This window comes from Corynebacterium sp. NML180780, assembly GCF_007786415.1.
Taxonomy (GTDB): domain Bacteria; phylum Actinomycetota; class Actinomycetes; order Mycobacteriales; family Mycobacteriaceae; genus Corynebacterium; species Corynebacterium gottingense.
The window spans coordinates 83,062-104,640 of record NZ_VNKN01000003.1 but is presented as its reverse complement, the minus strand read 5'-3'; the positions used below and the strand labels follow the sequence as shown (position 1 = coordinate 104,640).

Annotated in this window: 19 protein-coding genes; 8 read left to right on the top strand and 11 right to left on the bottom strand. The window is 68.5% G+C overall.

What is annotated here, in order from left to right:
* The first annotated feature begins 153 nt into the window (after positions 1–153).
* The 4 genes from argS to thrB all read left to right on the top strand — a co-directional run bounded on the left by argS (position 154) and on the right by thrB (position 5,562).
* Positions 154–1,806, top strand: coding sequence for an arginine--tRNA ligase (gene argS / locus FPP74_RS02720; RefSeq protein ID WP_095535072.1), 1,653 nt, complete (start codon positions 154–156; stop codon positions 1,804–1,806).
* A 15-nt stretch (positions 1,807–1,821) separates the two neighbouring features.
* Positions 1,822–3,177, top strand: a complete 1,356-nt coding sequence (gene lysA, locus FPP74_RS02715) for a diaminopimelate decarboxylase (protein ID WP_144717080.1) — start codon at positions 1,822–1,824, stop codon at positions 3,175–3,177.
* An 85-nt stretch (positions 3,178–3,262) separates the two neighbouring features.
* Positions 3,263–4,615 (top strand): homoserine dehydrogenase, encoded by a 1,353-nt coding sequence (locus tag FPP74_RS02710; protein ID WP_095546172.1) that lies wholly within the window; start codon positions 3,263–3,265, stop codon positions 4,613–4,615.
* Positions 4,616–4,632: 17 nt separating this feature from the next.
* Complete coding sequence (thrB, locus tag FPP74_RS02705) at positions 4,633–5,562, top strand: homoserine kinase (RefSeq protein WP_144717079.1); 930 nt, start codon at positions 4,633–4,635, stop codon at positions 5,560–5,562.
* Between the two features lie 10 nt (positions 5,563–5,572).
* Here the strand turns inward: thrB and FPP74_RS02700 are convergent, their stop codons facing one another.
* Genes FPP74_RS02700 through FPP74_RS02685 form a run of 4 tightly spaced genes read right to left on the bottom strand, consistent with a single transcriptional unit; the run spans position 5,573 to position 8,710 of the window.
* On the bottom strand, positions 5,573–6,583 hold the full coding sequence (locus FPP74_RS02700) for a ThiF family adenylyltransferase (protein ID WP_144717078.1): 1,011 nt from the start codon (positions 6,581–6,583) through the stop codon (positions 5,573–5,575).
* Positions 6,576–7,058, bottom strand: coding sequence for a molybdenum cofactor biosynthesis protein MoaE (locus FPP74_RS02695; protein WP_144717077.1), 483 nt, complete (start codon positions 7,056–7,058; stop codon positions 6,576–6,578). The genes FPP74_RS02700 and FPP74_RS02695 overlap by 8 nt, the downstream gene beginning before the upstream one ends.
* On the bottom strand, positions 7,048–7,521 hold the full coding sequence (locus FPP74_RS02690; RefSeq protein WP_144717076.1) for a MogA/MoaB family molybdenum cofactor biosynthesis protein: 474 nt from the start codon (positions 7,519–7,521) through the stop codon (positions 7,048–7,050). The genes FPP74_RS02695 and FPP74_RS02690 overlap by 11 nt, the downstream gene beginning before the upstream one ends.
* Positions 7,522–7,546: 25 nt before the next feature.
* Positions 7,547–8,710: a molybdopterin molybdotransferase MoeA gene (locus FPP74_RS02685; RefSeq protein WP_144717075.1), complete on the bottom strand. Its 1,164-nt coding sequence runs from the start codon at positions 8,708–8,710 to the stop codon at positions 7,547–7,549.
* Positions 8,711–8,750: 40 nt separating this feature from the next.
* Here FPP74_RS02685 and FPP74_RS02680 point away from each other — a divergent pair, with 40 nt between their 5' ends.
* The gene (locus FPP74_RS02680; protein WP_095275974.1) at positions 8,751–9,005 is read left to right on the top strand and encodes a MoaD/ThiS family protein; all 255 of its coding nucleotides are present in this window, start codon (positions 8,751–8,753) and stop codon (positions 9,003–9,005) included.
* Positions 9,006–9,034: 29 nt separating this feature from the next.
* On the opposite strand, the gene FPP74_RS02675 is transcribed toward FPP74_RS02680, so the two are convergent.
* Together FPP74_RS02675 and modA are read right to left on the bottom strand one after the other, a co-directional pair.
* Positions 9,035–10,828: an ATP-binding cassette domain-containing protein gene (locus FPP74_RS02675; RefSeq protein ID WP_144717074.1), complete on the bottom strand. Its 1,794-nt coding sequence runs from the start codon at positions 10,826–10,828 to the stop codon at positions 9,035–9,037.
* Positions 10,825–11,568 (bottom strand): molybdate ABC transporter substrate-binding protein, encoded by a 744-nt coding sequence (modA, locus tag FPP74_RS02670; RefSeq protein ID WP_240511650.1) that lies wholly within the window; start codon positions 11,566–11,568, stop codon positions 10,825–10,827. The genes FPP74_RS02675 and modA overlap by 4 nt, the downstream gene beginning before the upstream one ends.
* Before the next feature lie 297 nt (positions 11,569–11,865).
* Here modA and FPP74_RS02665 point away from each other — a divergent pair, with 297 nt between their 5' ends.
* Positions 11,866–13,152, top strand: a complete 1,287-nt coding sequence (locus tag FPP74_RS02665) for an HNH endonuclease signature motif containing protein (protein WP_144717073.1) — start codon at positions 11,866–11,868, stop codon at positions 13,150–13,152.
* On the opposite strand, the gene FPP74_RS02660 is transcribed toward FPP74_RS02665, so the two are convergent.
* The 5 genes from FPP74_RS02660 to FPP74_RS02640 are packed head-to-tail and all read right to left on the bottom strand — an operon-like array spanning position 13,116 to position 18,288.
* Positions 13,116–13,715: a molybdenum cofactor guanylyltransferase gene (locus FPP74_RS02660; RefSeq protein WP_255456040.1), complete on the bottom strand. Its 600-nt coding sequence runs from the start codon at positions 13,713–13,715 to the stop codon at positions 13,116–13,118. The genes FPP74_RS02665 and FPP74_RS02660 overlap by 37 nt on opposite strands.
* A gap of 3 nt (positions 13,716–13,718) precedes the next feature.
* Positions 13,719–14,216, bottom strand: coding sequence for a cyclic pyranopterin monophosphate synthase MoaC (gene moaC / locus FPP74_RS02655; RefSeq protein ID WP_144717127.1), 498 nt, complete (start codon positions 14,214–14,216; stop codon positions 13,719–13,721).
* 8 nt (positions 14,217–14,224) lie between these two features.
* Positions 14,225–15,487 (bottom strand): molybdopterin molybdotransferase MoeA, encoded by a 1,263-nt coding sequence (locus tag FPP74_RS02650; protein WP_144717072.1) that lies wholly within the window; start codon positions 15,485–15,487, stop codon positions 14,225–14,227.
* A 3-nt stretch (positions 15,488–15,490) separates the two neighbouring features.
* Positions 15,491–16,519 (bottom strand): GTP 3',8-cyclase MoaA, encoded by a 1,029-nt coding sequence (gene moaA / locus FPP74_RS02645; protein WP_144717071.1) that lies wholly within the window; start codon positions 16,517–16,519, stop codon positions 15,491–15,493.
* Complete coding sequence (locus FPP74_RS02640; protein WP_144717070.1) at positions 16,516–18,288, bottom strand: long-chain fatty-acid--CoA ligase; 1,773 nt, start codon at positions 18,286–18,288, stop codon at positions 16,516–16,518. The genes moaA and FPP74_RS02640 overlap by 4 nt, the downstream gene beginning before the upstream one ends.
* 393 nt (positions 18,289–18,681) lie before the next feature.
* Between FPP74_RS02640 and rho the strand changes: the two genes are divergently transcribed.
* Together rho and prfA are read left to right on the top strand one after the other, a co-directional pair.
* A complete protein-coding gene (rho, locus tag FPP74_RS02635; protein ID WP_144717069.1) occupies positions 18,682–20,505 on the top strand; it encodes a transcription termination factor Rho in 1,824 nt (607 codons plus the stop codon).
* Positions 20,505–21,578: a peptide chain release factor 1 gene (gene prfA / locus FPP74_RS02630; RefSeq protein ID WP_095553094.1), complete on the top strand. Its 1,074-nt coding sequence runs from the start codon at positions 20,505–20,507 to the stop codon at positions 21,576–21,578. Before rho ends, prfA begins: the two co-directional genes overlap by 1 nt.
* Position 21,579 lies beyond the last annotated feature (1 nt).

The following is a 21,579-nucleotide window of genomic DNA, read 5'->3' as shown; positions in this document are numbered from 1 at the left end:
AACGCGAAACTATTCTGAGCTGGGCCGACGCCGGAGGCGGGGGTATAAAAGGCGGCCAGACGGGGGAGGAGGTACCACCATGCGAACCGGGAAACGTGGTGCGCACGCGGGCCATGGAGAGAATGCGGTAGGGGTGAATTAGACTTGCACCCCATGACGCCAGCAGACCTTTCTCAGCTCATCAGGACGACGACCGTTTCCGTGCTCACGCAGCACGACCTCGACGCATCCGTAGTGCCGGACAACGTCACCGTGGAGCGCCCGCGCAACCCGGAGCACGGCGACTACGCCACCAACATCGCGCTGCAGGTGGCCAAGAAGGCGGGGACCAACCCGCGCGAGCTCGCCACCTGGCTGGCCGAGGCGCTGTCGTCGGACGATGCAGTGGACACCGCCGAGGTCGCGGGCCCCGGGTTCCTCAACCTGCGCCTGGCATCCGCCGCGCAGGGGCGCCTGGTTGGCCAGATCCTGGACGCGGGAGAGGGCTTCGGTGGCTCGACTCTGTACGCAGGCGAGAAGATCAACCTTGAGTTCGTCTCTGCAAACCCGACCGGCCCGATCCACCTGGGCGGCACCCGCTGGGCTGCCGTGGGTGACTCGCTGGGGCGCGTGCTGGAGGCTTCCGGCGCCGAGGTGACCCGCGAGTACTACTTCAACGACCACGGCGGGCAGATCGACCGTTTTGCCCGCTCACTCGTGGCCGCGGCGAAGGGGGAGCCGACCCCCGAGGACGGTTACGGCGGGGACTACATCAAGGAGATTGCGGGCGCTGTCGTCGATAAGCATGCCGATGCACTCGACGGCGATGACGCGCAGGTGCAGGAAAACTTCCGCGCGGCTGGCGTGGAGATGATGTTTGCGCAGATCAAGGAGTCGCTGCACGAGTTTGGCGTGGACTTCGACGTGTTCTTCCACGAGAATTCACTGTTCGAGTCGGGCGCGGTGGACAAGGCGATCCAGACGCTGAAGGACAACGGCAACCTCTACGAGGCTGAGGGGGCCTGGTGGCTGCGCTCGAGCGACTTCGGCGACGACAAGGACCGCGTGGTGCTGAAGTCCGACGGCAACGCCGCCTACATTGCGGGCGATATTGCCTACGTGGCGGATAAGTTTGATCGCGGCCACGACCTGGCCATCTACATGCTCGGCGCGGACCACCACGGCTACATCGCGCGACTGCGGGCCGCAGCGCAGGCGCTGGGCTACAACCCGGAGGCCGTCGAGGTGCTCATTGGCCAGATGGTGAACCTGGTGCGCGACGGCAAGCCGGTGAAGATGTCCAAGCGCGCGGGCACGATCATCACGCTGGATGATCTTGTGGACGCCATCGGTGTGGACGGCGCGCGCTACTCGCTGGTCCGCTCCTCCGTCGACTCCAGCGTGGACATCGATCTGGACTTGTGGACGAAGCAGTCCAGCGACAACCCGGTCTACTACGTGCAATACGGCCACGCGCGCCTGTGCTCGCTGGCACGCAACGCGCAGGACGCCGGCGTGAGCGCCGAGGGCGCGGACTTCGCGCTGCTCACGCACGAGAAGGAGGGTGACCTGATCCGCACGCTCGGCGAGTTCCCGGCAGTGGTTAAGGCCGCCGCTGAGCTGCGCGAGCCGCACCGCATCGCCCGCTACGCCGAGGAGCTGGCGAGCTCCTTCCACAAGTTCTACGACTCCTGCCAGGTCCTGCCGAAGTCCGGCGAGGACACCGCCCCGATCCACGGCGCGCGCTTCGCGCTATCTATGGCCACCCGCCAGGTGCTGGCAAACGCGCTGCGCATGGTCGGCGTGTCCGCCCCGGAGCGGATGTAGGGGGACTGGCGCACCATGGATAATGCTGTAGAAACCCCGTCTGCGCAGCAGTTTAATGAGCTCCCCGCGCACGTCTGGCCCCGCAACGCGGCGCGCCAGGAGGATGGCGTGATCACCATCGCGGGTGCGCCGCTGCCCGAGATCGCCGCGGAGTACGGCACGCCCGTCATGGTGGTGGACGAGGACGATTTCCGTTCGCGGTGCCGCGACATGGCAGAGGCGTTCGGCTCCGCCCGCAACGTGCACTACGCGTCGAAGGCGTTTTTGACCCGCCACATCGCCCGCTGGGTCGACGAAGAAGGCCTGGCCCTTGACGTAGCGAGCGAGAACGAGCTGCGCATCGCACTGGCCGCCGATTTCCCGCCGGAGCGGATCACGGTCCACGGCAACAACAAGTCCGCCAGCTTCCTGCGCCTGTGCCTGGACGCCGGCGTGGGCCACGTGGTGATCGACTCCCGCCAGGAACTCACCGAACTCGCGGCGCTGGCGGAAGAGTGTGGCAAGGTGCAGGACGTCTTCGTCCGCGCCAAGCCGGGTGTGGACGCGCACACGCATGAGTTCATCGCCACCAGCCATGAGGACCAGAAGTTCGGCCTGTCGCTTGCCTCCGGCTCGGCGTATGAGGCCGCGGTCGCCGCGATCCGCTCGCCGAACCTGGAGCTCACCGGCTTGCACTGCCACGTCGGTTCCCAGGTCTTCGACGCTGAGGGCTTCAAGCTTGCCGCCCAGCGCGTCCTTGGCCTCTACGCCCAGATCTGGAAGGAGCAGGGCGTCGCGCTCAAGTTCCTCGACTTGGGCGGCGGCTACGGCATTGCGTACATGAACGGTGAGGAGCCGCTGGACGTCGGGGCGGTGGCGAAGGACCTTCTGCGCGAGGTCCAGCACGTCGCCGACGACTTGGGCATCGAGGCCCCCACTGTGGTGGTCGAGCCCGGCCGCGCCATCGCGGGCCCGTCCACGGTGACGGTGTACCGCGCCGGCATCGTCAAGGACGTCCACACCTCGTACACCGCAACGCGCCGCTACATCGCGGTCGACGGCGGCATGAGCGATAACATCAGGCCAGCGCTCTACGCATCGCTTTACGACGCCCGCGTGGCCAACCGCTTCACCGAGGGCACCCCAGTGCCGACGCGCCTGGTCGGCTCGCATTGCGAGTCTGGCGACATCCTGGTGGAAAACGTCGCGTGGCCCGACGACATTGCGTCCGACGACCTCATCGCCATCGCGGCGACGGGCGCGTACTGCTACTCCATGAGCTCGAACTACAACTCCTTCGGGCGCCCGGCCGTGGTTGCCGTGCGCGCGGGGCAGGTAAAACCCATGGTCAGGCGCGAAACGGTCGAGGACATTTTGGCCCGCGAATATTAACACCGGTACCCGGCCCCGAAAAAGTAGACCAAGCGGTACACTGTGCCGGGTACGCAGACCCGTTACTTGAGGAGAGGGAACACGCATGACCGTCGCAAGCGCCGAAGGCCACAACGGCAACTACCCGGGCAAGGGGATTGGGCACGCCGTGGGCGTGGCCGTGCTGGGCAAGGGCACCGTGGGCACCGAGGTGCTGCGCCTGCTCAAGGAGTTTTCTGACAGCCTGGAGCAGCGCGTCGGCGGCCCGCTCGAGGTCCGTGGCGTCGCCGTGTCCAACCTGGACAAGCACAAGGACGCACCGGAAGTCCAGGACGTGTACCTCACCGACGATGCTTCCGAGCTGGTCACGCGCGACGACGTCGACGTCGTCGTGGAGCTGATCGGCGGCATCGATTACCCGCGTGAGCTGGTGCTCAAGGCGCTGCACGCGGGGAAGTCCGTCGTGACCGCTAACAAGGCGCTGGTGGCGGCGCACGGCTCCGAGCTGGCGGACGCCGCCAACGAGGCCGGCGTGGACCTCTACTACGAGGCGGCCGTCGCCGCGGCCATCCCCGTGGTTGGCATGCTGCGCCGCTCGCTGGCTGGCGACAAGGTGGAGCGGATCTCCGGCATCGTCAACGGCACCACCAACTTCATCCTGGACGCGATGGCGTCGACTGGCGCGAGCTACGAGGACGCGCTGGCGGAGGCGACCCGCCTGGGCTACGCCGAGGCCGACCCGACCGCGGATGTGGAGGGCCACGACGCGGCGTCGAAAGCCGCGATCCTTGCGTCCATGGGCTTCCACACCCGCGTGACCTTTGATGATGTGTACTGCGAGGGGATCTCCAAGATCACTGCGGATGACATTGCGGCGGCGAAGAAGTCGAACCAGACGATCAAGCTGCTGGCCATCTGCGAGCGGCTGTACGACGATGCGGGCAACACCACCGCCGTCAACGCCCGCGTCCACCCGACCCTGGTGCCCAACGAGCACCCGCTGGCCACGGTGGACAAGTCCTACAACGCCATCTTCGTGGAGGCGGAGGCGGCCGGCCGCCTCATGTTCTACGGCAACGGCGCCGGCGGTGCTCCTACCGCGTCGGCGGTGCTCGGCGACCTGGTCGGCGCCGCCCGCAACAAGGTGCACGGCGGCCGCGCCCCCGCGGAGAACCCCTACGCCGACTACGACGTCGTGGCCTTCGACGAGGTCCCCACGCGCTACCACATCAACATGACGGTCTCCGACCGCGTCGGCGTGCTGGCCGACCTCGCTCGGCACTTTGCCGACGACGGCGTTTCGCTCTCTGCGGTGCGCCAGGAAGAGTCCGGGAACGAGGCCCACCTGATTGTGGTCACCCACAAGGCGCTGGAGAAGGACCTGCGCGCGATTGTGCAGCGGCTCTCTGAGCACGACGCCGTCCAAGCGGTTAACTCCGTCATCCGTCTCGACTCCTAAGGCAGAAAAGGAACGCAATGCCCACCGACCTGCAAGTAGGCCTCAAGGCCACCGTGACCGTCCCGGGTTCCTCCGCAAACCTGGGCCCGGGGTTTGACACCCTGGGCATCGCTGTGAGCATCTACGACACGGTGGAGGTCGAGGTCACCGCGTCCGGGCTGGACGTACAGATCTTTGGCGAGGGCGCCGACGAGCTGCCGCGTGACAACTCCCACCTGGTGGTCAAGGCGATCCGCTCCGGGCTCAAGGCGGCTGACGCCGAGGCGCCGGGGCTGAAGGTGACCTGCAATAACGACATCCCGCAGTCGCGCGGCCTCGGGTCTTCTGCAGCAGCCGCGGTGGCCGGCGTTGTTGCCGCGAACACGCTCGCGGGCGGTCCGCTGAGCACCGACGAGATCGTCCAGCTGTCCAGCGAATTCGAGGGGCACCCTGACAACGCCGGCGCGTCCGTACTCGGCGCGGCAGTCGTGTCTTGGACGGAAATCCCGGTGGACGGGCGCTCCCTGCCCGAGTACCGCGCCGTGGGCGTGGACGTCGATCCGCGGATCAGCGCGTACGCGCTGGTGCCGGACTTCCACGCCTCCACCAACGCGGTGCGCAAGGTGCTGCCCAGCCACGTCACGCACACGGACGCGCGCTTCAACGTGTCGCGCACCGCGGTGATGACGGTGGCGATTCAGAACCACCCTGAGCTGCTGTGGGAAGGCACCCGCGACCGCCTGCACCAGCCCTACCGGTCCGACGTACTCCCGGTGACGGCGGAGTGGGTCAACCGCCTGCGCAACCGCGGCTATGCCGCGTACCTCTCCGGCGCCGGCCCGACCGCGATGGTGCTGTGCACCGAGCCCGTCGACGAGGCGATCCTGGACGAGGCCCGCGCCGCCGGCCTGCGCGTGCTGGATCTCGAGGTCGCCGGCCCAGTGAAGGCCGAGCTGACGAGCGACTAGGGGCGAGCGCCTAGCGCCGCAGGCCGTCCATCCCGCCGCGTAGGCTCGCCACCCCGCGCACGCCGCGGGCCTCGAGCGCGGCGACCGCCCGCGCGGAGCGGGCGCCCGAAGCACAGATGAGCACCCCGCCGCCTTCTAACTCCGGCGGGGTGTAGCCGTCGAGGACCCTGCCCAGTGGCACGTTGATTGCGCCCCGGATGTGGTGGGTGGCGTATTCGGCGGGCTCGCGGACGTCGATAAGCACTGCCCCCGGCGGTATGCTGCCTACTTCCGCGGGCCCGTGCGGTGGGTCAAGCTCGCGGACGCGCTCGGTCACGGCGGGGTCCGCGTTGAGCGGGACGTATTCCCAGGTGCCGGCGAGGCCGTCGAAGTAGCCGAGCGTGCCCACGAGCGGCGTGCCCATACCGGTGGCGAGCTTGAGCGCCTCCAACGCCATCGCTGAGCCGACGACGCCGACGAGCGGCCCAAGCACACCCGCCTGCGAGCACGACGGGACCGAGCCGGGCGGCGGCGGTGCGGAGAAGAGGTCCTCGTAGACGGGGCCGTGGCCGGCCCAAAAGACGGAGAGCTGCGCCTCGAAACCCAGGATGGAGCCCCAGATGTGCGGGATGCCCAGCCGCGCGGTCGCGTGGGAGATGACGTGGCGGGTGTCAAAGTTGTCGGAGCCGTCGAGGACCATGTCCGCGCCGGCGAGCCGCGCCACGGCGTTGTCCCACGTCAGGCGCGTGCGGACTGGGTCGACCTCCGTGTCGGGGTTGAGGGCCTCGAGCGCGTCCATGGCGGAGAGCACTTTGGCGTCGCCGACGCTGTCGGTGGTGTGGATGACTTGGCGGTGCAGGTTGGAGAGGGCGACCGCGTCGTCGTCGATAAGCACGATGCTCCCGACGCCCGCGCCGGCGAGGTAGAGGAGGGCGGGGGAGCCGAGGCCGCCCGCGCCGACGACGGCGATGCGTGCGCCGCGGAGTTTCTGCTGGGAGGCCTCGCCGATGAGCGCGGTTTGGCGCAGGTAGCGGCTATCCATCGATGCCCACCCACTGAGTTTCGCCGCTGGCCATGACCTGCCGTTTCCAGACCGGCACCTCGGACTTGACGCGGTCGGCGGTTGCCTCGCACGCGTCGAAGGCAGCGCCGCGGTGCGCACTTGCGGCGAGGACGAGGAAGGCGAGCTGGCCGATGGGCACCTCGCCCGTGCGGTGTGCGGTAAAGAGGCGGATCGGGTGGGCGGTCGCGACCTCCGCGGCGACGCGCCGCAGCTCATCGGTGGCGCTGGGGTGCGCCTCGTAGGCGAGGGTGCGCACGCGCTGGCCGCCGTCGTGGTCGCGGACAATCCCGTCGAAGCGGACGAGCGCGCCCATCGCGTCGGTGAGTGTGTCGGTGGTGGCCTGCTGCGCGAGCAGTTCGAGCGGTTGGTCCGTGACGATGGCGCCGATGACCTGGCCGGTCTGCGCGGCGACGTAGTCGGGATCGGTGTCGGGGTCGGGGCGGCTAGTGTGCATGGTTGCCTTCCAGCTGGTCGAGGAGGTGGGACAGGATCGGGGCGAGCACCGCGCACCCGTCCTGCACGCCGCCGCGCGACCCGGGCAGGGCCATGATGAAGGTGCCGCGCTGGGTGATACCGGCGACGGTGCGCGAGAGGATCGCGGTCGGGGTGGAGGCGAGACCTTGCTGGTAGAAGGCGTGCGCGATCCCCGGGAGCTCGCGGTCCACAAGCGCGGCGACGGCCTCGATCGTGCGGTCGTCGGGGCTGATGCCGGTACCGCCAGAGGTGAGGACGACGCTGGGCCGGCGGGCGATGGCGTCGCGCACAGCGGCGTCGATGTCGGCGTCTGCGACCACGGTGGCGTCCGGGGTGCGCAGGTCCATTCCGCGCAGGAACTCGACCGCGATCGGCCCGGATTTATCCTGGTAGATGCCTTGCGACGCCCGCGTGGACGCGACGATGACCTCTGCGTTTCTCATAGCGTCCCCATCGTACCGCCGGGCGCTACAGCGGGTACGCGGCGGCGAGCTCGCCGGCCCGCAGGGTGGCACCCGCGGGAATCCGGATGAGGTGCGTCGCCTGCGCCCCCTGCGCGAGGAGGTGTGAGCCGGGGCCGCCGATCGGCCGAAGCGCCCCGTGCTTGACCGCGCCACGCAAGAACTGCTCCCTGCCCTCCAACCCCGCGACATCGCAAGCAAGCGGCGCCAGAATCGGCTCGGGCGCGTGCCCGAGCAGCGGCGCGACGTAGGTACGGAAGCTGACCAGCGTGGAGATCGGATTGCCGGGCAGGCTGATCACGGGCGTCTCGGCGAAGCGGCTGAGCCCTTGCGGGCCTCCCGGTTGCTGGGCCACGTGCCCGTACCAGCCCTGGCGGAAGACCTGGCGGACCACCTCGAACTTGCCGTGGCTGATCCCGCCGGAGGTGACCACCGCGTCCGGCGCGTGCTCCGCGATTGCCTCCCGTACCTGCGCCTCCAGCTCGTCCGGATCATCGCTGGTGCGTACGTGCGCTGCGACCCCGATGCCGTACCGCGCCGCCAACGCCCGCAGCATCGGCCCGTTCGCGTCGGGGATCGTCGCGGGGCCGGCAGGCCTAGCGGTGACTTCGGCGCCCCCGGTGACGATGACAATCCGCGCCGCCTGCTCGACCTCGACCTCGCCGATGCCCTGGCTTGCCAGCGCGCCGACGAGCGCCGGGGTAACCGGCGCGCCCGCCGGAGCGAGCTCTTCGCCCGCCGCGATGTCGGAGCCCGCCCGCCGCACGAAGGCGCCTTCTTCCGTTGCCGGCAGGCGCACGTGTCCGCCCTCGCCGACGAACGAGCCCGGGTCGCACGCCTCCACAGGCACGACCGCCCGCGTCCCGCGCGGCAGCTTCGCCCCCGTCATCACCGGCGCCGCCAGCGCGCCGAGCCCCACCGGGTACGCGGCGTCCGGGTCCGCGCCCGCAGCAACGGTGGGGCCGACTACCGCCTCGCGAGCGCCCACCTCACCCACCGCGTACCCATCCATCTGCGAGTTTGTAAAGGGCGGTTGCTGGCGCAGCGCCACGACGGCGCCGGCAAGCGACGCCCCGCGCGCGGCAGCGTCAAGCGGCGTGGTCAGCTCGCTGCGGCGCTCGCCCAGCGCTGCAGCCACCGCGGCGAAATGCGTTTCGGGGGTTCGGCTCATGGGGCCATCGTACGGCGCAGCACGCAGGTATCGTGTGAGCATGCAGATCCACTACTTCGCCGCCGCCCGCGCGGCCACTGGCACGCCGTGCGAGGACGTCGGCGAGTTCTCAACGCTCGAGCAGTTGCTTATCGACGCCACGTCGCGCCACACCGGCACCACCGATTCCGGCCAGACGCTCGCGGACATCGTGGCGCGCTGCACATTCCTCGTCGACGGCACCCGGTCGGATCCTTCCACGCCGCTGGCCGGCGCGTCGCGCGTCGACGTGCTTCCACCGTTCGCGGGTGGGTAGTGAAGTTTTTCCGCACGTGCGGAAAAACTTCACCCGTGTTCCGCCGGGATGAGCCTGACCTTCCGCGCGTCTAACGCGCAAGTCACCTGCGTTCCGGGCGCGAGGTCCTGGCGCAGCACCGCGTCGCGATCCACGAGCAGCGAGACGTAGTGTTCGGTGTGCTCGGTGTGCTCGGCGTCCCCGCCCACGGCCAGCTCAACGGCGGCGCCGCCTCCCGGGAGCAGGTCGACCGCGCTGACGCGCCCGCGGAGCAGGTGGGAGCCCGCGGGCTGTGGGGTGCGAATCACAGAGAGCGCGTCCGGGGGGAAGGAGGCGCGGAGGGGGCGGGGCACGGTGGCGTCGGGAAGCGGTGGCCCCTCGAGCAGGCTGAGGTCCGCGAGCAGGTTCATGCCCAGTAGGCGTGCGGAAAATGCGGTGGCGGGGGCGGCGAGCTCGTCGGCGGCGGGGCGCAGGCTGACGACGCTGCCGCAGCGCATGACGGCGACGTAGTCCGCAAGCGTTGCGACGTCGATGGCATCGTGCGTGACCACGATCGTGGTGCGTTCGCTGGCCGTGGCCTGCAGCAGGCGGCGCCACTGGGCGGTGGTGGCGGCGTCAATGGCGGCGAGCGGTTCGTCGAGGATGAGCACGCGGGGGCGGGCGGCGAGCGCGCGGACCAGCGCGACCTGGGCTGCCTGCCCGCCGGACAGCGCGGGGACGGGGACGTCTGCCAGCGATGCGAGCCCGGCCGCGCGCAGCAGCTGCTCGGCGCTGCGGGTGACCATAGCGAGCGCGGTGCGCGGCGTCGCGGTCGGCGGCAGTGCGGGGTCCTGCGTGAGCAGCACTACGCCCCGTTGCTTTGCAACGCCCCTGGCCAGCGTCGTCTTCCCCGCGCCATTCGGCCCGATGAGCGCCGTTGTTGCGTTGGCGGGAAAGCGGGTGGCCCCGACAAGGACTTCCTCGCCGCGCGCGTCGGGGCGGGTCAGCTGACTGAGTTTCGCGGCGTCGATCGTGCCGGTTTCCCGCGGTTGTTCCGCGGGCCGGTGTCGGCCGCGCCACTGCGCGAGCGCGGCTGGCAGGGCGGTTGCCGCCAGCGCGAGGACCGCGAACCCCACCAGAATGGCGGAAAGCCCGTAGGCGAGTGACTGGTCGACCTCGCGCGCCAGGTAGATCCCCAGCGGCATGGTTCGTGTGGTGCCAGGCATGGAGCCGGCAAAGGTGAGGGTGGTGCCGAACTCGCCCAGCGAGCGGGCGAACGCGAGCCCAGCGGCGGTGACGAGAGCCGGGGCGATGGCGGGCAGGATAATCCGGCGAACGATCCGTCCCGGCGGGATCCCGACCGCCTCCGCCGAAGCGGCCACCTCCGGCCCCAGCTGGCGCAGCGCGGAATCGAGCGTGATGACCACGAAGGGCAGGGCAACGTACACGTGAGCGGCGACAACGCCGGGGAAGGCGAAGGCGAATTGCCAGTGCAGCGCGTCGAGGAGCGGGGCGGCGAGGCCTCGCCTGCCGATGAGCGCCGAGAGCGCAAGGCCCGCGACCACCGGCGGCATTGCCAGTGGCAGGAGGACGAGGAGCCGCGCCAGCGATGACCCGCGGCGGACCTGCTGGAGCCACAGCGCCAGCGGCGTGCCGAGCGCGACCGCGATGACCGTGGCAAGCGTGGCCGACGCAACCGTTACCCGCAGCAGATCGTGCGTTTCCGGTGCCCGGAGCACGGCGCCGAGGTCGGTCCACGGCACGCGCGCTCCGAGCGCAAACACGGGCAGGACGATGAGCGCGAGCGTGATCGCCGCCAGCGCCGAAACGGCTGGCGGGGTAGGGGTCGGTCGAGCGCGCATCATGCCGCCGGTGTGAAGCCGGACTGCTCCCACATCTCGCGCGCCTGCGGGCTGTGGAGTCGGTGCACCAGTTCGCCGGCCTCGCCCGGGTGCTCGGAGCTCGTGACGACGCCCGCGACCAGGGAATTCGGGAACTCGGCGGCGTGCGGAATGTCGACGGTGTCCACGTCGCCGTCAGCCGCGGCCGCGTCGGTGCGGTACACGAACGCGGCGTCGGCTTCGCCCGAGACCACTTTGCCCAGCGTGTCTGCCACGTTGTGCTCCAGCGAGACGGGGTGAACGTCGAGCGAGTTGGCGCGGAGAAGCTGCTGCGACACCGCGCCGCAGGGGACCTGGGCGTCGCACATGACAAAGTTCACGTCGTCGCGCTCCAGGTCATCGGCGCTGCGCACGCCCGCCGGGTTTCCCTTCGGCACCACGAGCACCATCGAATTCGTCGCCACGACCTCGGGGTCGCGCGCCACGCCCGCGCGCACCGCGTCGTCCATGTTTTTCTCGTCGGCGGTGATGAGCACGTCGCCGGGTGCGCCGTCGCGCAGCTGCTGCACGAGGGTGGAGGAGCCTGCGTTGTTGAAGGTGAGTGGGGCGTCGATAAGCGTGCGCATCTCGTCGTTGAGGACTCTTGTCGACGCTGCGCCGAGGACGACCACCGCCTCGCTGGCGCCGGGAACGGGGTCGCTTGCGCACGAGACGAGGAGGGATGCGAGCGCGGTCGCGGCGATGGCGGCGTGAACGGCGCGCACGGCGGCTCCTTTGTGGCGGCGAGTTGTACGGAGAGAATCTACCACGCAGGGGTGGGCGCAACGGCGCGGTGCGATGGGCCGGTTTTTCCGCACAGGCGGAATTTCTGGCGGGCCGATTTTTCCGCACAGGCGGAAAACCGAATGCATGTGTGTGCGTAAATGTGGCGGGTTCTAAGAGGAGAATGTTCGGCCGTAGTATGCGCGATTACCTGCTATGTTCGAAATGTTCTGACTCCGTGTTCGGTGGGGGTGTTACTGTTCGCACAAACATGAGATCGATGATTCGGAGACAGGACAGTGACTACCACCTTGGAGCGGCCGAAGAGCCTCAAAGCGCTCTCGGCGGAGATAGTGAAAGCGAGCCACGCGCTGAGCCAGAGCCACGCTGCGGTGCTGGATGCGATAGGGCAGTTTGATGAGGCAGACTACGCCGGCGAAACCGGGTGCCGCAGCACCGCGGCGTGGCTCATCCGTTACTGCAGGATGAAGAAGTCCCGCGCCTACGAATACGCTGATGTTGCCCGCAAGCTGCGCCCATACGAGCTGCTTCGTGAGGCGTTTGCCAGCGGGGAGCTTGATTATTCGACGGTCAGGCTTGTCCTGAAATACATCACGCCGGACAACGAGGCGGTGCTTGTTGAGCAGGCGGTTGAGCTGGGTTACCACGGGCTCAAGCAGGCGCTGGCGGGCAGCATGGAGAACGATTCGGGCGGATCCACGCACTCCGCCAATGGACTGCAGCTGAGGGAGGATGGGGAGAAGACTCGAATCTGGGGCACGATGAGCGCTGTCGACGGAGCGCAGTTCAAAGCGGCGCTGAAGGCAGGTGCGCTGGCGTACCACGCCGGGATGAGGGACATGCGCGACTACCTGGATGCGGACGGCATGCTGGACCACGCCAAGCTGGACGCGGCGCTGGACAAGGTCGCCGACCTCCCGGACGCCGCACAGGCTGACCTCCTGAAATCAGGGACGGGTCTGCCTCCGCAGCGGCTGCTGCTCGCGTCGCTGATGGGGATGGTGCAGCTGGTCCGCTCGGGGATGGCCAGGTCGACCAAGCTCGCCCCGGCAGCGCAGGTGACCATCATGATGGACACCCAGGGGCGGGGATATTTGCCCAACAACACTTCGGTGCCGGCGTTCAGGCTGGCAAACATCGCGGCGAACGCAGAGGCGCGCGGCGTGCTCGCCGACACCCACGGGCTGATCATCAATTACGGGAGAAAGCGCAGGCTGGCCAGCAAAACCCAGATGCAGGCGCTCTCCGCGATGTGGGGAAGTCAATGTGCCATGCCCGGATGCACGCATGAGCACTTCATCGAGGCGCACCACATCGACGACTGGGCCAACGGCGGGCTGACCGACCTGGACAACCTCCTCCCGCTGTGCAGTTCGTGCCACTCCATGGTCTCCGACGGGGAAATACGAATTCTGCGACAGGGCGACGACATCCACTTCGTCGGTCCCGACGGCGCGCGGTGGGTCTCGCGGGACCGGCGCACCCCGCTGCGCGACGACGATGCCCGCGTCATGGCGGAGCTGCCAGATTACGGCGAATGCTTCGACGATTGGTTGGACGCATGAGTGGGGCCGAGTTCGACCTCACCGAGGGCGCCCAGTTCCTCTGGGGTGTCGTAGTCCTGCTCGCGGCCGTCGCCAGGTACGCGCGCCACCTGCGTGGGGGCGTCGAAAAGCCGCTTTGCGGCGACGCCGCTTGTGCCTCCGCGCTCGAGCGCCCGGAGCAGCGCTGTGCGGTGCCAGACGGCGCACAACGGCTGCAAGTAGCTGTCTTCGGCTTCGACTGCAGCGACGTCGGTCTCCTTGTCGGTGAGGGTGCGCACCAGGCAGGGCAGCAGCGCGCCGGACCGGGGAGCGTCCACGGCGATCACGCCGACGAGGTCGGTTTCGAGCGCGCCCAGACCCGCGGCAATCCCCGCGACGGGGCCGCCGAACGGCGGGTCCTCTGCGACCTGGCTGACGCCGCGCAGTCCCAGCGGGAATGGGGACACCACCACGACGTCCGCATCGTCCGGCAACGAGGCGATGACGTGGTCGACCAGCCGCTGGCCGTCGAGTTTGACCTGCGCCTTCTCCGCGCCCATGCGCGTGGACCTGCCGCCAGCGAGGACGATGACGCCGAGCGACACGCGCTACGCCCCCGGCTGCTCGCGCAGCGTGGGCAGCTCGCGCGACCAGTCACCGGAGCGCCCACCCGATTTCGCCGTGATGCCGCAGCGGCGGATGTACGCGGACCGGTCCACGCCCTTCACCATGTCTACGATCGACAGCGCGGCGACGTTCACCGCTGTGAGCGCCTCCATCTCCACGCCGGTACGGTCGGCAGTGCGCACCGTCGCCTGGATAAACACGTGGTCCTCGCGCAGCGCAATCTCGACCGCGCAGCCGTGCACGCCAATCGTGTGCGCCAGCGGCAGCAACTCTGGCACGCGCTTCGCAGCGGCGATCCCGGCGACGCGCGCCACCGCGAGCACGTCGCCCTTCGGCACGGTTCCGTTCTCCAGCGCCGCCATCACCTCGGGCGAGCACGCGACCTCGCCCTGCGCCGTCGCCGTGCGCACGGTCGGCCGCTTCTCCGTGACGTCGACCATGTAGGCCTCGCCAGCGCCGTTCAAGTGGGTGAATTCCATCATGCTCCTTAGAGATATACGTGTACTGGGCCAGAGTGCTTATCGACGACAGCGAGCCCGTCCACACCCGCCAACGATGCCACGAAACTCGAGCTCGTCGCCGCCGAAAACGGCTCGGCCACCGCCCGGTCGCCGTCGTACCGCAGCCGGACGGGCACCGCGAACGTCGTGCCCGGCTTCGACGTCGACGGGAACCCGGGTGCACGCTCGGCCACAACCCGCGGACGCTCGGCGAGACGCAGTCGGTCAGTGCGACCGGTGTGGGCTGCAATCAACGGCGCGGCGTACAGGACGAACGAGACGTAGGCGGCAACCGGATTGCCCGGCAGGCACACCATTGGGGTGCCGCGGAACGTGCCGGCCCCCTGTGGGCTGCCGGGGCGTTGCGCAACGTGGCCGAACCACATCGACCCGCTCGCCTCGTCCTCCGCCACCGCGCGGACCACATCGAACGCTCCGGCGCTGACGCCGCCGGAAGTAATGACCAGGTCTGAGGATGCGGCGGCGCGGGCAAGGAGGTCCGCGGCGTCGGTGGCGGCGTCGTTGGTGTGGAAGCGCTGGACGGTCCCGCGGTGCCCGGTCGCTGCGGCGGCCAGTTCTGCGAGCATTGGCAGGTTCGAGTCGGGGATCTGCGGGCCGCTGACCGCGCCGGGCCAGGGCACGAGTTCGCTCCCCGTGGACACGACGGCGATGCGAGGCGCCGCGAAGACGTCGACGGTGCGAATGCCGGTGGAGACGCACGCGGCGAGCGTGGGGGCGTCGCAAAGCGTGCCGCGGCTGGCTATCCGCGTGCCGGGGCGGACGTTCTCGCCGGCGCGCCGGATGTGGCTGCGCGAGGTGTCGGCTTCGTTGATGGTCACGTGCTGCGGGAGCGGGTGCGGGCCGCGGGGGATGCTGGTCTGCTCGACCGGGACGACAATCAGGTCGGAGTCGGCTCCGTCGACGGGGGCGCCCGTCATGACCCGGATGGCGTGGCCCGCGGGGCAGGCGAGTGCGGGCGAGCCGGCGGGGACGTCGCCCGCGACCGGGAGCGTCCACGGGCCGGGGGCGGGGAGGTCTGACGCGTGGACGGCGAACCCGTCGACGGCGGAGTTGTCAAACGGGGGAACGGCGAGCGCTGCGCTGACGTCGGAGGCGAGCACGAGGCCGGCTGCGGCGTCGAGCGGGACGTCGCGTTCGACGCGCGGGTGGGCGAGCGAGAGCACGCGTTCGAGGTGTTCGGTAACGCTCGGCCGTGTGCCCTGGCCTTCTCCGGGGTGGTGGGCGCTCATGGGTTAGCCGCCGATCTCGCTCATGAGGCGTTCGGGCTGGAGGAAGCCTTCGTCGTCAATGCCGTGACCTGGCTTCTTCAGCCACATGGCCTGGGCCCAGGCGTCGGCAAGTTCGTCGTCCGAGGCTCCTGCGCGCATGAGGTCGCGCAGCGACACCTCGTCCGCGGTTGAAGAGAATAGGCAGGAGCGGACCGCGCCATCTGTGGTGAGGCGCGTGCGGTCGCAGGCACCACAGAACGGGTGCGTCACCGATGCGATGACCCCCAGGGTGCCCGAGCGGGTGCCGTCCGTGATGTTCCACAGGGCGGCGGGTGCCGAGCCGCGCGGTGATTCGGCGGGCGAGAGCGCGTAGCGTTCCTCGACCTGGGCGAGGATGTCGGTGGCCGTCACCATGTCGCTGCGTCGCCAGTTTTCCCGCGGCCCCAGTGGCATCTGCTCGATGAAGCGCAGCTGGAGTCCCTTGTCCAGGGCGAAGTCGACGAGGTCGAGGATCCCGTCCTCGTTCACCCCCGGCATGACCACCGCGTTGACCTTGACGGGGGTCAGGCCGGCGGCGAGGGCGGCGTCGATGCCCGCGAAAACGTCGTGGATACGGTCGCGGCGCGTCAGGCGCGTGAACAGGTCCGGGCTCGTGGTGTCTAGGGACACGTTGATGCGGTCCAGCCCCGCATCGGCGAGCGCGGTGGCGCGTCGTGCCAGGCCGAGCGCGTTGGTGGTGAGGGCGGTGGTGGGAGGGGTGGGCGTGGCGTCGATACGCATGCGCTTCGTCGCGGCGACAATCTGCTCGAGCGACTTGCGCAGGAGCGGCTCGCCACCGGTGAAGCGGACCTGGCGGATGCCCAGCGACTCGACGGCGAGACGGATGAGGCGGATGGTTTCCTCGTCCGTGAGTGCTTGCTCGGTGGGCATCCACTCGAGGCCGTCTGCCGGCATGCAGTACGTGCAGCGCAGGTTGCAGCGGTCGGTCAGGCTGACACGGAGGTCTCGGGCGGTGCGTCCGTAGCGGTCATCAAGCGTGCGGGCTCCTGTCACTTTCGCTCCTCTTCGTGCGCAGCCTCCACCTCCGCCGTCGACGGGTTGCCGTGCGACCGGTTGCCGGGGCCGGGTAGCGCGATGATGTCGAACTCGTCGCGGGCGAGGTGCTTGCGCAGGTCTTTCTTGTCAAACTTTCCCACGGAGGTTTTGTCGATGGAATCCACAAACGTCCAGTATTCCGGCGTCATCCACTTCGGCAGCACCGATTCCAGCCCGGCGCGCAGTCGCTCGGCGGTGGCGGGGGACGCCTCGATGCCTTTGAGCAGCTTCGTCACCGCGAGCGGGCGCTCGCCCCACTTTTTGTCGGGGATGCCGATGACGGCGCACTCGACGACGACGTCGGACTCCATGATGAGATTTTCCACCTGTGCGGAATAAATCCACTCGCCGCCGGAGCGGATGACGTCGCGGGCGCGGTCGTAGAGCGTCATGAACCCATCGTTGGTCACGGTGCCAACGTCACCGGTGCGGAGCCAGCCGTCGGCGGTGAAGTGCTTGCGGGCGTCGGTAATCTGCTCCCCGCGGAACTCGGAGGCGATTTTTCCGGGCTCCTGGGTCGGGGAGTGGTAGTAGCCCTTGGCCACGAGGTTGCCGCGGACCTGGATCTCGCCCTGGGTCAGGTCCGTCGAGGCCATGATTTGGCCGTCGTTGACCACCCGGTACTCCAGTGACGGCGAGAACCGGCCCTGGGAGATGCGGTACGCCCAGCGAGCCTCGCCGGACGCGCCCGACGGCGGGCGCGCAACCGTGCCCACCGTGGACGTTTCGGTCATGCCCCACACGTGGACAACGTCGACGCCGTAGCGCTCCTCCCACATCTTGATCAGCGCGGGCGGGGCGGGGGAGCCGCCGACGTAGAGCTCCTGCAGGCTCATGCGCTCCGGGGGATTGTGCAGGTAGTGGACCATCAGCTGGATCCAGAGTGTCGGCACGCCGTGGGCGACGCGCGGGTGCGTGGTGGCGATGAGCTTGGCCAGCGTCGGCGCGGACATGTCCGAGTCGGGCAGGACCAGGGGCGCGCCGGCGAGGAACGCGGCGAAGGGCACACCCCAGCTCAGCACGTGGTAGATGGGGATGCAGCAGAGGAATGATTCGCCATGGGTCACGGCGAGCGAGTCCATGGCGCGCAGGCTTGTCGCCTCGAGCCACAGCGAGCGGTGCGAGTACGCCACGCCCTTCGGCGCGCCGGTCGTCGCGGTGGAGTACACCAGGGCGGCGGCCGTGTTTTCGGGGAGGGTGGGCCAGGGGAAGACGGTGCTGCGGCCGTCGAGAAGCTGCTCATAGCTCGCCGTGCGAACCCCGTCCGGCATCTCCTCCGAGGGTTCCGTGACGGGGTAGAGGCCGGTGAACACGACCGTCTCTACCAGCGGGCACTGTGCGAGCAGGCGGCCGAGCTTGGGCGCGAGGCGCGGGTCGGCGACCACGACCTTCGCCTCGGAGTGGTTGACAACGTAGGCGATCTGGTCCTCCATGAGCTGGATATTCAGCGGCGTGAAGACCGCGCCCTTCGCGGCGACGGCGAACATCACCTCGAGGTGCTCGGCGCAGTTGTACATGAAGGTGGCCACGCGCTGGTCGCCGTCGATCCCCAGGTCATCGTGCAGTGCGTTGGCGAACGCCCCGGCGCGCGCGCCAATGTCCGCAAACGTGCATTCCTCTGCGCCGGTCGCGCGCCAGGTGGTGCACTTGGTGGACCCGTGGGTGTGCTGCCCGTAGTGCAAAATCTGCGCGACTGAGAACGGCACTTCCTGCATCGTTGAAAGCATGCGGTCTAGTCTAGCCAGTCCGACTCGCCGGAAAACAAGGGTAGGAAGTACACGTGTTGCGTCATGCGCTACACTGTTCGCGGGTTCGACATAGTGCCTGGGCGCTTGACGCGCAGTCGGGGTTCCAGGTAGTTCCCACCAACCCTCCGCACTCGTCGCGTCGCGCACGCAGGCGGCGTACGAATGGTGCGAGGCCAGTGATGCCTTGGCCACCACGACCTCGAGGCCTTTGAGGGGAACACTCGCGGCGAGCAAGTGCCGCATAGAGATTGACACGCCGGTTTAGGCGATGAACGTCCCACATATTGCGCACGGAAACGCGATCGCTTCCGGAGCGCCCGCCGGCTCCTTGGCGGGGGACACCACAACTGGTCAAGCGACGAAAGGACATTCGTGACCGACACGGGTAACGCGGCAGCAGGCGGCAACGCCGATCTTTCCGCACTCAAGATCCCCGAGCTGCGCAAGATGGCGGCGGAAAAGGGCCTGAAGGGCGTCTCCGGTTTGCGGAAGGGCGACCTGATCCAGGCGATTGTGACCGGGGAGGTTCCGCGCAAGGCACGCGCCGCGGCGGCCGAGGCAGCAGCCGAGGAACACACCAACGAAGGGCATCACCGCCGCGCTTCTCGACGCTCCGCTGGTCCCGCGGACGGTGAGCACACAGCGCAGGACACGCAAGCGGAACAGCCGCAGCAGGGCGAGCAGGCTGAGAACGAGGGGCAGAAGTACGAATCGCGCTCGGCCGCGCGTCGGGCGCGCCGCAACCGCGCACGCCAGGACCAGGACGACAACAACAATCGCGACGACAAGCGCGATGAGAAGCGTGACAACAACGATCACGACAATCGCGACAACAACAACGACAACAACGGCCGCGGCGGCAAGCACAACAATCGCGGTGGCCGGAACAACAACAACGACGACGGCAACCAGGGCGGCGGCGGACGCCGCGGCCGCCGGAACCGCCGCAACCGGAACCGAAACCGGGACAACCGCGACAACCAGCACAATCAGAACGACAACAACCAGCAGTTCGACCCGGAGGAGCTGCAGGAAGTTGCCGGCATCGTGGACATCGTGGACAACAACGCTGCGTTCGTCCGCACCACCGGTTACCGCAAGAACAGCGCAGACGTGTACGTGAACCAGAAGCTGGTGCGCCAGAACGGCCTGCGCGCGGGCGACGCCGTAATCGGCCAGGTTCGCCAGAACGGGCAAAGCCACTCCCACGGCAACGGCCGCAACCGCCAGCGCTACAACCAGCTCGTCCGCGTCGACTCCGTCAACGGGATGACCACGGAGGAGGCGAAGCAGCGCGCCGAGTTCCACAAGCTCACCCCGCTGTACCCGAACAAGCGCCTCCGCCTGGAGACCGAGCCGAAGATCCTCACCACCCGCGTGATCGACCTGGTCATGCCGATTGGTAAGGGGCAGCGCGCGCTGATTGTCTCCCCGCCGAAGGCTGGTAAGACGACAATCCTGCAGAACATCGCCAACGCGATCGCCACTAACAACCCGGAGTGCTACCTCATGGTCGTTCTCGTCGACGAGCGCCCGGAAGAGGTCACGGACATGCAGCGCAGCGTGAAGGGCGAGGTTATCGCGTCGACCTTCGATCGCCCGCCGTCAGAGCACACTGCCGTCGCGGAGCTCGCGATCGAGCGTGCGAAGCGTCTGGTGGAGATGGGGCAGGACGTCGTTCTGCTGCTCGACTCCATCACCCGCCTGGGCCGCGCGTACAACAACTCGTCGCCGGCGTCGGGCCGCATCCTTTCCGGCGGTGTGGACTCCAACGCCCTGTACCCGCCGAAGCGCTTCCTGGGTGCAGCCCGAAACATCGAGGAGGGCGGCTCGCTGACCATCATCGCGACCGCCATGGTGGAGACCGGTTCCGCCGGCGACACCGTCATCTTCGAGGAGTTCAAGGGCACCGGTAACGCGGAGCTCAAGCTGGACCGGAAGATCGCGGAGCGCCGCGTGTTCCCGGCGGTGGACGTCAACCCGTCCGGTACGCGCAAGGACGATCTGCTCATGAGCCCGGAGGAGACGCGCATTATGCACAAGCTGCGCCGCATCCTCTCGGCGCTGGATCCGCAGCAGTCCATCGATATGCTGATTAAGCAGCTGAAGAAGACGAAGTCGAACGGCGAGTTCCTCATGGGTGTGGCCAACTCCGCTCCCATGGTCGCGGACAAAGACGAAGAGGAGTACAAGTAATGGCGAATGAAGTCTCACTTGTAGACGACTATGTCTCCGAATACCAGGGCATCCAGGCACAGATGAGTGACCCGGAGGTGACCTCGGACCAGAACCTGTTCCGCAAGCTGTCCAAGCGCTACGCCGAGTTGCAGCCGATCATCAAAGCGAACGACGCGCTCCAGCAGGCCAAGGACGACCACGAGGCGGCAGCCGAGATGGCCAGCGAGGACAAGGAGTTCGCGGAGGAGGCGGAGCGCCTCGAGGGCGAGATCGTCCGCCTGGAGGAGGAGCTCGCAGACCTCCTCGCCCCGCGCGACGAGCACGATGGCGACGACGTCATCATGGAGCTCAAAGCCGGTGCGGGCGGCGAAGAGGCCGCCCTGTTCGCGGGCGACCTGGCGCGCATGTACCAGAAGTACTGCGAGAAGAACGGCCTGAAGTGGGACGTCCTCGACGCCGCGGAGACCGACCTCGGCGGCATCAAGGACATGACGGTGTCCGTCAAGGCGAAGAACCCGTCGCGCGACGGCGCCTGGTCCAAGCTGAAGTTCGAGGGCGGCGTCCACCGCGTGCAGCGCGTGCCCGTCACCGAGTCCCAGGGCCGCATCCAGACCTCCGCGGCAGGCGTCTACGTCTTCCCGGAGGCCGACGAGGTCGAGTCCGTCCACATCGACGAGAAGGACATCCGCGTCGACGTCTACCGCTCCTCCGGTAAGGGTGGCCAGGGCGTGAACACCACGGACTCCGCGGTGCGCATCACACACCTGCCCACCAACATCGTGGTGACCTGCCAGAACGAGCGCTCCCAGATCCAGAACCGCGCCCGCGCGATGCAGGTCCTGCAGGCCCGCTTGGACCAGCTGGAGCGCGAGAAGGCCGAGGCCGCCGAGGCCGAAGGCCGCGCCTCCCAGGTCCGCACGATGGACCGTTCGGAGCGCATCCGCACCTACAATTGGCCGGAGAACCGCATCTCGGATCACCGCATCAACTTCAAGGCGAACAACCTGGATTCGGTCCTCGACGGCAACATGGAGGATCTGATCACCGCGCTGCAGACCCACGAGCGCCAGGAGCGACTTGAAGCCGAGTAGG

What these genes read in the sequence shown, in the direction of transcription:
- argS (WP_095535072.1), top strand. Translation starts at nt 154, where the DNA reads ATGACGCCAGCAGACCTTTCTCAGCTCATCAGGACGACGACCGTTTCC.
- lysA (WP_144717080.1), top strand. Translation starts at nt 1,822, where the DNA reads ATGGATAATGCTGTAGAAACCCCGTCTGCGCAGCAGTTTAATGAGCTC.
- FPP74_RS02710 (WP_095546172.1), top strand. Translation starts at nt 3,263, where the DNA reads ATGACCGTCGCAAGCGCCGAAGGCCACAACGGCAACTACCCGGGCAAG.
- thrB (WP_144717079.1), top strand. Translation starts at nt 4,633, where the DNA reads ATGCCCACCGACCTGCAAGTAGGCCTCAAGGCCACCGTGACCGTCCCG.
- FPP74_RS02700 (WP_144717078.1), bottom strand. Translation starts at nt 6,583, where the DNA reads ATGGATAGCCGCTACCTGCGCCAAACCGCGCTCATCGGCGAGGCCTCC.
- FPP74_RS02695 (WP_144717077.1), bottom strand. Translation starts at nt 7,058, where the DNA reads ATGCACACTAGCCGCCCCGACCCCGACACCGATCCCGACTACGTCGCC.
- FPP74_RS02690 (WP_144717076.1), bottom strand. Translation starts at nt 7,521, where the DNA reads ATGAGAAACGCAGAGGTCATCGTCGCGTCCACGCGGGCGTCGCAAGGC.
- FPP74_RS02685 (WP_144717075.1), bottom strand. Translation starts at nt 8,710, where the DNA reads ATGAGCCGAACCCCCGAAACGCATTTCGCCGCGGTGGCTGCAGCGCTG.
- FPP74_RS02680 (WP_095275974.1), top strand. Translation starts at nt 8,751, where the DNA reads ATGCAGATCCACTACTTCGCCGCCGCCCGCGCGGCCACTGGCACGCCG.
- FPP74_RS02675 (WP_144717074.1), bottom strand. Translation starts at nt 10,828, where the DNA reads ATGATGCGCGCTCGACCGACCCCTACCCCGCCAGCCGTTTCGGCGCTG.
- moaC (WP_144717127.1), bottom strand. Translation starts at nt 14,216, where the DNA reads ATGGAATTCACCCACTTGAACGGCGCTGGCGAGGCCTACATGGTCGAC.
- FPP74_RS02650 (WP_144717072.1), bottom strand. Translation starts at nt 15,487, where the DNA reads ATGAGCGCCCACCACCCCGGAGAAGGCCAGGGCACACGGCCGAGCGTT.
- FPP74_RS02640 (WP_144717070.1), bottom strand. Translation starts at nt 18,288, where the DNA reads ATGCTTTCAACGATGCAGGAAGTGCCGTTCTCAGTCGCGCAGATTTTG.
- prfA (WP_095553094.1), top strand. Translation starts at nt 20,505, where the DNA reads ATGGCGAATGAAGTCTCACTTGTAGACGACTATGTCTCCGAATACCAG.